This window comes from Desulfosarcina cetonica JCM 12296 (genome assembly GCF_001311845.1).
Lineage (GTDB): Bacteria > Desulfobacterota > Desulfobacteria > Desulfobacterales > Desulfosarcinaceae > Desulfosarcina > Desulfosarcina cetonica.
The window spans coordinates 1-9,976 of the sequence record NZ_BBCC01000213.1 but is presented as its reverse complement, the minus strand read 5'-3'; the positions used below and the strand labels follow the sequence as shown (position 1 = coordinate 9,976).

Genomic DNA, 9,976 nt, shown 5'->3' with positions numbered 1-9,976 from the left:
GCGGCAAACCGACCTTCCATGTGGAAACCGAGGCGGAATTGGGGGATTGCCGCCTGGATGGGGTCGAAACCGTGGGGATCACCGCCGGGGCGTCCACGCCCAACTGGATCATCCAGCGGGTTTACCGGAAATTGGAACAGATGCCCGCGTCCCGCCGCAGCGACCTTTTGGGCACACTCTCGAGAATTATCCGGCCATTGGTGTTGACCAACGTCTACGTGGCCTTGGGGGCCGGATGTCTGGCCTTGGCTTGCGCGCGGCTGCTCAAGATTCCGTTTGATGCGGCGCCCATCGCCGTGGCGATGCTTTACGTGCTTTCCATGCACCAGTTGAACCACCTCACCGGCACGGCCGAAGACGCGTACAACGATCCCGAGCGGGCCCATTTTTACAAAAAATACCGCCTGCCCCTGTCGATTTTGGCCATCGGCGCCGGGGCCGCGGGGCTTTTCTCGGCCGCGACCATGGGCCCGACAGCCTTTAGCCTGCTTTTACTGATGAGCCTGTTGGGGCTCTCCTACAACCTTTACCTGATCCCCGCCGGTCTGGGATGCAAATACCGGCGCATCAAGGATCTGCCCGGCTCCAAAACCGTGCTGATCGCCGCTGCCTGGGGGGTTGTGGTGGCGCTTCTGCCCGGCCTTGCCGCCAAACGATTTCTTTCCGTCGGCATCCTGGCCGTGTCCGTCTGGGCCGTTGCCCTGGTCTTTTCGCGCACCGCCTTTTTCGATCTTTTGGACGTTCAGGGCGATCGCCTCGTGGGCAAGGAGACCCTGCCGATCCTTTTGGGCAAGCGTCGCACGGTGGTGCTACTCAAAGGCATCCTCACCATCTGCATCCTTTGGGTGGCCCTGGCCGCCGCCGTGGGCCTGATTTCACGGCTGGGATTTTTGTTAACCCTTTGCCCCGGGATCATGCTGGTCCTGGTGGCGGCCCATGAGAGCGGACGCATGCGGCCCGGCATCCGTCTGGAATTTTTGGTTGAGAGCCTCTTCCTGTTTTCCGGTGTGTTAACCCTGATCTGGATCGCCTTGGCAGCTTGACGGTCCCCGGGTTCGCTTGCGTGCCGACCGGGGATGGTTTGTCATCCGGGCGATGCGCTTTTGCCGGATGGAGATTCGCATGAGCATGTCCGTCCCCAATCCCGAACTGGCACTCGCCGACGCCTACGTCCGCGATACGGGGTGCAACATCTTTTTGACCGGCAGGGCCGGGACGGGGAAAACCACTTTCCTGCACACCCTCAAAGGCGACTGTTCCAAACGACTGGCGGTCACCGCGCCCACCGGCGTGGCGGCCATCAACGCCGGAGGGGTGACCCTGCACTCGTTTTTCCAATTACCCTTCGGCCCCTTTGTCCCGGGGAGCGAGGCGACCCGCGCCCAGTATCGATTCAGCCGGGACAAGATCGACATCATCAGAAATCTCGACCTTCTCGTGATCGATGAAATCAGCATGGTGCGGGCCGATCTGCTCGATGGGGTGGATGCCGTTCTGCGGCGCTACCGGCGTAGCGACCGGCCCTTCGGCGGGGTGCAGCTCCTGATGATCGGCGATCTCTTCCAACTGCCGCCGGTGGTCCGGGACGAGGATTGGCAACTGCTCGAGCCTTTTTACGCCTCACCCTATTTCTTCAGCAGCCGCGCCCTGCAGCAGGCCGAACTGGTGACCATCGAACTGACCCGGATCTACCGCCAGGCCGATGACCGTTTTATCGACCTGCTCAACCGGGTGCGCGACGCCCGGGTCGATGCATCCACGCTGGCGGCCCTCAATGCCCGTCACATCGCGGGGTTCGCGCCTGACGACGATGCCGGGTATATCACCCTGTGCACCCACAACCGCAATGCCGATGCCATCAATACGGCGCGCCTTGCGGCCGTCAAACAGAAATCTTTTGCATTTGACGCCGAAATCGAAGGCGACTTTCCCGCGCAGGCCTTTCCCACGGCCGCTTCCCTGGCGCTGAAAAAAGGCGCCCAGGTGATGTTCGTGCGCAACGATCCTTCGCCCGAGAAGCGCTATTTCAATGGAAAGATCGGAACCATCACGGGCATCTCGGGCAAGGCGGTCCGTATCCGCGGCCCCGAGGACGAAACGGCGATCGAGGTCGAACCGGCCATCTGGGACAACATCGAATATGCTCGACCGGGAGACCATGGAGATCAGCGAGAACAAGATCGGCAGTTTCAAACAGCTCCCCCTGCGTCTGGCCTGGGCCGTTACCATTCACAAGAGCCAGGGGTTGACCTTCGATCGCGCCATTATCGACGCCCAGGCGGCCTTTGCCCACGGTCAGGTCTATGTGGCCCTGAGTCGTTGCCGCACCCTCGATGGCATCGTGCTCTCGACCCCGCTGACCTCCCGGGCCATCAAGACCGATGCCGCCGTGTGCCAGTTCAGCCAGGCCAACCAGGTGAAACGTCCCACAGGGACCGGGCTCGCGGTGGCCAAGATCCAGTACCAACAGCGTCTTCTCTTGGAATGCTTCGACTTTGGCCGGTTGCGCCGGGGCCTGCGTCGATTGACGGGCCTTGTGTTGGGCAATCCCGGGGTGGTGCAACTGTCCGGCATCACGGATATCGCCGGGATCCAGCGCCAGATCGAGGCCGACATCAGCCGGGTGGGCGACAGCTTCGGCCGCCAGCTCCAGCGCCTTTTCCCCGCCGATGCCTTGCCGGCGGACGATCCGGTGGTGCGCGAGCGCATCGCCAAGGCGTCGGTCTATTTTCAGGACAAGCTGGTAAGTGACGCGATCCGGTCCGTTGAACAAATGGCGGTGGAGACGGACAACCAAGCCCTGGCAAAAAAGATCAACCAGGCCCAGGCAAACCTTCTGACGACCCTTGCGGTCAAACGCGCCGCCGTGGGCTGCTGTGCCCATGGATTTTCACCGGCGGCCTATTTTCGTGCCATTTCGGCGGCGGAAACGGAGGCCGGCCGGCAGCCGAAGAAAAAAGAACCGGCCCTGCCCACCTATGCCGAGTCGGATATCACCCATCCCGAACTGTTCCAGACCCTCAAGGCCTGGCGGGGTGCCAAGCCGCCGAGGCCGGCGTTCCCGCCTTTCAGATCATGCACCAGAAACCGTTGATTCAGATCGCCGTGCATCTGCCGGATACACCGGCCGCCTTGAAACGAATCCACGGCATCGGCAAGCAGCTGGCCGGTCGCTATGGCGAGGAACTGCTTGCCATGGTGACGGCCTATCGCCAAAAGCACGGCATTGAGACGGTGATGCTGCCGGACCCGCCGCCGGTGGTTGAAGAAGCGCCGCGGAAGAAGAACCCATCGCGCGGTGAAACCAAACAGATCTCCCTGGCGATGTTTGAAAAGGGCCTTACCATGGCTCAGATCGCACAGGAACGAGAACTGGTCGTCTCAACCATTGAAGGTCACCTGGCGCATTTTGTCGCATCCGGTGAACTATCCATCGACAGGCTGCTTCCATCTGATAAACAGGAACGCATCGAACGGGAATTGGCCAAGGACCCGCCTCTTCCCTTGCGTGAGGTCAAACAAACCCTGGGTGAAGATGTTTCCTACGGGGAGATCAAGCTGGTGCAGGCTTACCTGAAATTCCAGGCTAAGGGTTGACGGATTCGTAAAAAGCCCGATATCGGCGTTACGCTTCATCCTTCGTCACTGCGGCGTACGCAGAAAGTACGCCTCCTTCCTCAGGATTCGCAAGCCTTGATCTCGGGCTTTTTACGAATCCGTCGGAAATGCGACTTTTTACGAGTTCATCAAGGTCGCTAAAACACCTGATCCGATCGACAAGCAAATCGATATTGATCAACGTGGTCATTTCTTGCCCAGGTAGCAGCCGGCGTAGTCCAGGGTGCACAAGGGCCGCTTTTCGGCATGGAACACGGCATCCACCACCTCGCCCACGAAGAGGGTGTGGTTGCCCGGCGCCAGCTGCTGGGTGATGCGGCATTCCACGCTGGCGATGCAATCCTCCAGGATCGGACAGCCGGTTACCCCCTCGTGCCAGGCGATGGCGTCGAACTTTTCCCGGGCCACCGGTCCCTTGAAGCGCGCCAAAAGATCCTTCTGCTGATCATCGATGACATGCAGGGCGAAATGGCCGCTTTGCATGAGCAGATCATGGGAATAGCGGTTGGGATGCACCGCCACCATGAAAAGGGGCGGATCAAAGGAAACCTGGCTGACCCAGGAGGCGATCATGCCGTTGATCGTCTCACCGGCGCGGGTGGTGAGCACGTAAATCCCGTAGGTCATGTGGGCCATGGTTTTCAACAGAGCGTCTTGCATGTCGGCCTCCTTTCAGATGTACAGAATTTCCTGTTCGGTGAGGGTCAGTCGCTCCACGCCATCGGCGGTGACCCGATAATCGTCCTCGATGCCGACGGTGCCCAGGCCGGGAAAGATGAACTTGGGCTCCAGGGCGAAGACCATGTTTTCCTCGAGCGGCAGGTTGAAGCGCGGTGCCATGACGGGCAACTCGTCGATCTCCAGGCCGATACCATGGCCCAGGAAGCGGACCTGCCCCTCCCCATGACCCATGAAATGGTCGGCCAGACCACTCTCCGCGGCCATCTGGCGGGCCGTCTCGAAAAGGGATTCAGCGGTGATTCCGGGCCGGATGACCGACTCCAAGTGTTTCAGGATGTCCCGGCTGCAGGCATGTGCGCGGGCCAGGGTCGCATCGAGTTTTCCCATCACCAGGGTGCGGGTTTGGTCGCTGTGGTAGCCGTTGATTGCCACCCCATGATCGATGTAGATCGGCTGATTCCGGACCACCCGTCCGAATCCGGCCCCCTGGGGCATGGCCGGGGTGATGCCGATCCCATTGACCGGTGTTTCGCAGCAGGAAAGCCCGGTGCCGGTCTCCCCGACCAGCACATGGGCGGTCGGCATTTCCTGGTTCCACCCGCGCATGCGCATCGTGCCCATGTGGCCTTGCCGGCGGGCGAGGCTGGCCAGCAGGCCATCCACCTCGATTTCCGGCATGCCTTCGCGGATGAGCTTGCCGATTTCACGGTAGTCCGTGTCAACAACGGTGGTGGCTCGTCGAATCTGTTTAACTTCGTAGGCCGATTTGATCATCCGCAGCTGTCGGATGGTCGGTGAGATATCGATAAATTCGGCTTGCGCAAATTGTTGTCCCAACCCGATGTACTGGGCTGCCGGCAGGACGTCCAGTTCCAGCCCCACCCGTTTCAAGGATCCGTATCCGTGGTCGGTCAAGAGCGGCAAAAGCGCCTTACGCCCGCTTAACGGAAGGATGTTTTCCAGGGGGGACTCGTCGCTTGCGCGGGAAAGGCTCTTGGTGACCATCAACAGCGGCGTCCCGCTAACGGGGATGAAGAGCATCGCCCGTTGAAGGTTCCGCTGAAATAGTAGATATCGATATTTTGCAGCAGGAGGGCGCCATCCAGGTCCAGCGCGGCCAAGCGTTGCTGAAACCGTTTGATGCGCAATTGGATGTCGTCACCGGGAACCCGCTCCAGCCCATATTCCGATACACTGCTTGCTGCCGTCATTTCTCTACTCCTTTGCAACTGCTCAGCCAGACGCCCCTCTTAACCAACGCCGCCTATCTTCAGGAACTCGGTAACGGCACCGCCAACGCCCTGAATGAGCATCTGAACGCCGATCACAGCGAGAATCAGGCCCATCAGTCGGGTAACGACCTTGATGCCGTTATCGCCGATGTACTTCACCATGCGTTTGCCCGAGACAAAAAATGCATAGGTGATGATGCAAAGCAGGACGAATGCCCCGACCGTCACGATAAATTCCGACACGCCACCGCCCGATGCGAAGTTCATGGCCGTGGCGATGGTTCCGGGGCCGGCCAGGATTGGCATGGCCAGCGGCGTGATGGCGACTTCAAGCTCGGCGTCCAGGCTTTTCCGCTTGTCCTCCTCGCTGGGATGTTGAACCGAGGAGTGTTCGCCACCATGCAGCATTTGGTAACCGACCAAGGCAACCAGAATCCCCCCCATAATGCGAAAGGCTGAAAGGGTGATACCGAAAAGGTCGAATATCAACTTTCCGCCAGCCGAGAAAACCACAATGATCACGAAGCTGATGGTGAGTGCCTTGGCGGCAATCCTGCGCATCGTGGCGGGATCGTTTCCGGCGGTAAGCCCCAGAAATACAGGCGTGTTGGCAATGGGGTTCATGATGCGAAGAAGGCCATAAATACCGAGACAGCGTGACCCATGAATGCACTCACGACGTTTGCCACCTCCTTGTTCAAATTCACGCACGCGCCTTGGAAAATCGCTCGCTTGTCAGGCGTGACGTTAACCGTGCCCTGAGTCCATGGAATAACGATACCCTTACGAAGTGTTTTATCCCCCAGATACGGGAAAATGCAAGGGAACAATCTTCGGTTAGACCGGAGAAGCCGGTCCCAATCGCCGAGAGCGATCTTTATCCTGTCTCCGTCACGCCTTGGGCGGAAACAATTTGGGACAGCGCTTTTCGCGGCATTCCGGGCAGATCGAGTGGGTGAATTGGATCAGTGAATGACGGCTGTAATGATGAAATGATGGGGTGCCCAAGAACAAACGGTTTGCGGTTTTCAGCTTAAGCGTCTTTTTGCACGGGCCCCAGGTGGTCGCCTGGGGACGTCGGTTTGAGCCAGCTGGCATGGTGGAGCATGAGGAACATCTCGAGCTGGTTGAGAATTGCCTTGAGCAGGATGGTGCGAACCTCGTTGTTTTCACTTTCTGGAAGGATGAAAACCGTTTGAAAATCGAGATTGCACTGACAGGTCACGATGGTGCGCAGCCCCGCAACCCGCCGGGCGTCAAGGATGTCACGGTTGCCCAGGGTGGCCGCCGGCAGGCGCGTGAGGGGACGCGCCACGGCATGTTCGTAAAGGGTGTGACCGCTGTGCCGCTCGATGGTGCGGACGACCAGCCAGTCCGTTCCGGCGATGATCATGGCTTGGGTGGCCAGCCGATCGATGAGGGCCTTGAATTCCCGTCGGTTCTCCGGGTAGCGGGCCTCGCCGCAGAGCATCGTGTCGATCTCCTGAAGCTCCACGTTGACCGTACCGATATAATTGAACGCGTCGGCCAGTCGGGAGGCCAGCCTGGATTTTTCCTGCCCGACACGATCAATCAGGCACCGGTCGCGATCAAGGGCCCGCATGAAATTTCGCATGATCAGGATCGAGATCACGAAGAGCGTGGCGATAAGGACCATTTCGACCGTTTCTTCCCGAAGGATAAACGAATGCGTGAGGGGCCCGCCGTGGCGGACCAGTATCGGTACGGTGCTGACGCCCAGGAAAAGGGCGATGAGCACCGAGACGTAACAACCGATGAGAAGATTGCGTTTGGGAAGATTGTCCATTGCTGGAGAATTGCTCCTCTTCGTCGAGATACTGAGATCGCTTGCCGGGGCAAGTCTTCAGCCGCAGAATCATTCGGTCGACATGCTGACGGTTGCCGGAGCCGCGGATGGCCTACTTGCCGGCAAGGGCGAACTGACCAGCATCAGGGTGGCCGGCAGCTGGCGGATAATGGCGTCGTTGGTCTTGCCGAACAGAAAGTGCTCCAGCCGGCCCTCGCGGTGACCCAGCATGAGGATCAGGTCCACCTGTTCCTGCTCGACCGTTTCGCGGATGGCATCGACCGGGTTGCCATCCTTGACCCATTCGTTGACCACCAGCCCCTCGGCTTTTTCCGCCTGAATCATGAGATCCAGTTCCTTGCGGGCCTTGGCGACCATGTGACGGTACTCCTCTTCCAGGGACGGTATCGGCAGGTTCCACCCGTTGACGCTGAAAGGATCGTGGATGATATGCAGGACGTGCAAGCGGGCGTTATATAGACGGGCGAAGGCGATACCGGTGCGCAGTACCTTGATGCAGTGCTGGGTGGATCGGCTGACGACGAGAATGTTGTTGAAGGTTTCCATGGTAAGCTCCTTTCGTTGGGCCGCACATGACCTCAATGCGTCGGGTTGGCGATGATCGTATCGACGATCTTTTCGAACTCCAGGCGTTTGCTCAGGAAATGGTCCGCCCCCAGGTGCCGGCAACGCCGGCGATAGGTGGCATCATCGAAGTTGGTCAGCATGATGACGACCATTTCCGGATAGTGGGTCTTGAACACCTTGAGCAGCGCGATGCCGCTCTGATCGGGCAGGTGAATGTCCAGGGTCACCGTGTCGGGATGCAGCTTCTGGACGGCGGCCATGGCCTCATGGCCGCTGCCGGCCTGGCCGGCGATGCGGATCTGCGGCGACTCGGCCAACAGCGTGGCGATACGTTCACGGATCTGGGGGGAATCGTCGATGATCAGCACGTTTTTCATGAGCCTGCTCCTTTCTTTTGATTTGATAATAAGTTCGGGGCCAAAGGTAGAAAATCGGCAGGCGTCTGATCTTGTTGTCAGTTAAATGCGGGAGATGGTGTCAGTGTTTGTCTGACGGGATCCGGCGGTCATGGGCTGGCCCTGCCGGAAAGGGGGAATCACCCCCTCGCCGCGCGGCGTTTGGACGGATGGTGCGATGGGGGGCGGGGACGCGGTAAACTGCCGTGGGCTACGCCACGAGGCCGTTTTGTACGGCGTAGTGGATCAGCTCGGCATTGTTTTTGAGGTGCATTTTCTCGAGAATGCGGGCCCGGTAGGTGCTGACGGTTTTAACGCTCAGGGCCAGATCATCGGCGATCTGGGAGACGGTCTTGCCGCCGCCGATCAAGCACAGGACCTGGTATTCGCGGTCGGACAGGCCTTCATGGGGCAGTTCGCCGGGATCCTCGCTCAGGGCGAAGGCGATTTTCTCCGCCAGCGTGGAGCTGATATACTTGCCGCCGTTGTATACCTTGCGAATGGCTCGGATCAGCTCCTCGTCGGCGCTGGCTTTGGTCAGATAGCCGGCCGCCCCGGCCTTGAGGATGCGCAGGGCATATTGGGACTCGGGATGGATGGTGAGGATGACCACGGGAATCTGAGGCTTCTCGATCTTGAGCTGCTTGAGGACATCCAGACCGTCCATGCCCGGCATGGTCAGGTCCAGAAGGATCACGTCGAAATCCCGGGCGCGCACCTGGGTGAGCAGATCGATGCCGTTGGCCGCTTCGGCGGCGACGCTGATATCGGCCTCTTCCATGATGATCTGTTTCAATCCGGCGCGTACGATGGGGTGGTCGTCAGCGATGATGACCTGGATCATGGGGATTCTCCTTCCGGTGGCAGGGGCAGGTGGATGGTGACGATGGTTCCCTGGCCGGACTGACCCGTGAAATCCACGCGTCCGCCAAAGGGGTGCAGCCGTTCGCGGATGCCAATCAAGCCGAAGGCATGGGGCGCCTCGATTTGGTCCGGTGTGATGCCGCAGCCATTGTCCGCGACTTCGAGCACCAGCTCACCGTCACATCTGGCCAGGTGTACGGTGACCGCGCTGGCCTGGGCGTGGCGCATGATGTTGGTCAGGGTTTCCTGAAAGATGCGGAACAGGGCCGTGGCCTGGTCTTTCGAAAGCTCCGGTTCGAACCCATCGTTTTCCAGGCGGCAGGCGATGCCGCTGTGGCGGGTGAAGGCCTCGGCCTGCCATTCGATGGCCGCCGCCAGGCCGAAATCATCCAGAATCACCGGTCGCAGTTCGGCGATGACCGCGTGCAGGTTTTCCATGGCCGCTTCGATGACTTCGAACATGGCCTCGATCTTCCCGCTCAGGTCGCCGGGCGGCAATTGTTGATGCCGCTTCAGCCAGGCGAGGTCCATTTTGAGAATGGTCAGCGACTGCCCCAACTGATCATGGATCTCGCGGGCGATGCGGTGCCGCTCTTCCTCACGCACGGCATTCTGGTGAGCGCTCAGGCCGCGCAATTGTTCCCGCGACTGCGCAAGGGATGCCAGCATCTGCTCTTCCCGCTCGAGGCGCATCTGTAGGGCGGCTGCCATCTCGTCGAACACGCCGGCCAGGTGGTTCAGCTCGTCGTTGACCCCGAGCCGGCCGATGCGCGCCGTAAGGTCGCCCGCCG

12 protein-coding genes and 2 pseudogenes are annotated in these 9,976 nt (G+C 60.0%); 4 read left to right on the top strand and 10 right to left on the bottom strand.

The annotated features are described in order from the left end of the window. Nucleotides 1-1,043, top strand: a 1,043-nt coding sequence (locus tag JCM12296_RS29145) for a UbiA family prenyltransferase (RefSeq protein ID WP_172684163.1), incomplete at its 5' end; no start/stop codon positions are given. Between the two features lie 52 nt (nt 1,044-1,095). Further along, nucleotides 1,096-1,719, top strand: a pseudogene (locus JCM12296_RS46140) (AAA family ATPase); the annotation flags it as partial. Here the strand turns inward: JCM12296_RS46140 and JCM12296_RS46135 are convergent. Then, nucleotides 1,621-2,193 (bottom strand): hypothetical protein, encoded by a 573-nt coding sequence (locus JCM12296_RS46135; RefSeq protein ID WP_246805065.1) that lies wholly within the window; start codon nt 2,191-2,193, stop codon nt 1,621-1,623. The pseudogene JCM12296_RS46140 and the gene JCM12296_RS46135 sit on opposite strands and share 99 nt — an antisense overlap. Here JCM12296_RS46135 and JCM12296_RS46130 point away from each other — a divergent pair. Next, nucleotides 2,159-3,094 (top strand): helicase C-terminal domain-containing protein, encoded by a 936-nt coding sequence (locus JCM12296_RS46130; protein WP_246805064.1) that lies wholly within the window; start codon nt 2,159-2,161, stop codon nt 3,092-3,094. The two genes, JCM12296_RS46135 and JCM12296_RS46130, sit on opposite strands and share 35 nt — an antisense overlap. Next, a complete protein-coding gene (locus JCM12296_RS46125; protein ID WP_246805063.1) occupies nt 3,076-3,597 on the top strand; it encodes a helix-turn-helix domain-containing protein in 522 nt (173 codons plus the stop codon). Before JCM12296_RS46130 ends, JCM12296_RS46125 begins: the two co-directional genes overlap by 19 nt. Nucleotides 3,598-3,804: 207 nt before the next feature. Here the strand turns inward: JCM12296_RS46125 and JCM12296_RS29130 are convergent, their stop codons facing one another. The 9 genes and pseudogenes from JCM12296_RS29130 to JCM12296_RS29090 all read right to left on the bottom strand — a co-directional run. Further along, a complete protein-coding gene (locus JCM12296_RS29130) occupies nt 3,805-4,278 on the bottom strand; it encodes a flavin reductase family protein (RefSeq protein ID WP_054700355.1) in 474 nt (157 codons plus the stop codon). Nucleotides 4,279-4,290: 12 nt separating this feature from the next. Beyond that, the gene (locus JCM12296_RS29125) at nt 4,291-5,073 is read right to left on the bottom strand and encodes a M24 family metallopeptidase (protein ID WP_246805067.1); all 783 of its coding nucleotides are present in this window, start codon (nt 5,071-5,073) and stop codon (nt 4,291-4,293) included. Nucleotides 5,074-5,127: 54 nt separating this feature from the next. Next, nucleotides 5,128-5,510, bottom strand: a pseudogene (locus tag JCM12296_RS49680) (aminopeptidase P family N-terminal domain-containing protein); the annotation flags it as partial. Nucleotides 5,511-5,549: 39 nt separating this feature from the next. Next, nucleotides 5,550-6,242 carry a MarC family protein gene (locus tag JCM12296_RS29115; RefSeq protein ID WP_281492193.1) on the bottom strand — a complete coding sequence of 231 codons (693 nt, stop codon included), beginning with the start codon at nt 6,240-6,242 and terminating at the stop codon, nt 5,550-5,552. 322 nt (nt 6,243-6,564) lie between these two features. After that, nucleotides 6,565-7,338 (bottom strand): hypothetical protein, encoded by a 774-nt coding sequence (locus tag JCM12296_RS29110; RefSeq protein WP_054700350.1) that lies wholly within the window; start codon nt 7,336-7,338, stop codon nt 6,565-6,567. 69 nt (nt 7,339-7,407) lie between these two features. After that, nucleotides 7,408-7,905 (bottom strand): universal stress protein, encoded by a 498-nt coding sequence (locus tag JCM12296_RS29105; RefSeq protein WP_054700348.1) that lies wholly within the window; start codon nt 7,903-7,905, stop codon nt 7,408-7,410. Between the two features lie 32 nt (nt 7,906-7,937). Continuing rightward, complete coding sequence (locus JCM12296_RS29100) at nt 7,938-8,303, bottom strand: response regulator (protein ID WP_054700346.1); 366 nt, start codon at nt 8,301-8,303, stop codon at nt 7,938-7,940. A 229-nt stretch (nt 8,304-8,532) separates the two neighbouring features. Further along, complete coding sequence (locus JCM12296_RS29095; RefSeq protein WP_054700344.1) at nt 8,533-9,165, bottom strand: response regulator; 633 nt, start codon at nt 9,163-9,165, stop codon at nt 8,533-8,535. After that, nucleotides 9,162-9,976 (bottom strand): sensor histidine kinase (locus JCM12296_RS29090; RefSeq protein WP_172684162.1); only part of this gene is annotated, 815 nt, incomplete at its 5' end. The genes JCM12296_RS29090 and JCM12296_RS29095, both read right to left, overlap by 4 nt.

What these genes read in the sequence shown, in the direction of transcription:
- JCM12296_RS29095 (WP_054700344.1), bottom strand. Translation starts at nt 9,165, where the DNA reads ATGATCCAGGTCATCATCGCTGACGACCACCCCATCGTACGCGCCGGA.
- JCM12296_RS29100 (WP_054700346.1), bottom strand. Translation starts at nt 8,303, where the DNA reads ATGAAAAACGTGCTGATCATCGACGATTCCCCCCAGATCCGTGAACGT.
- JCM12296_RS46125 (WP_246805063.1), top strand. Translation starts at nt 3,076, where the DNA reads ATGCACCAGAAACCGTTGATTCAGATCGCCGTGCATCTGCCGGATACA.
- JCM12296_RS46130 (WP_246805064.1), top strand. Translation starts at nt 2,159, where the DNA reads ATGGAGATCAGCGAGAACAAGATCGGCAGTTTCAAACAGCTCCCCCTG.
- JCM12296_RS29105 (WP_054700348.1), bottom strand. Translation starts at nt 7,905, where the DNA reads ATGGAAACCTTCAACAACATTCTCGTCGTCAGCCGATCCACCCAGCAC.
- JCM12296_RS29130 (WP_054700355.1), bottom strand. Translation starts at nt 4,278, where the DNA reads ATGCAAGACGCTCTGTTGAAAACCATGGCCCACATGACCTACGGGATT.
- JCM12296_RS29110 (WP_054700350.1), bottom strand. Translation starts at nt 7,338, where the DNA reads ATGGACAATCTTCCCAAACGCAATCTTCTCATCGGTTGTTACGTCTCG.
- JCM12296_RS29125 (WP_246805067.1), bottom strand. Translation starts at nt 5,073, where the DNA reads ATGATCAAATCGGCCTACGAAGTTAAACAGATTCGACGAGCCACCACC.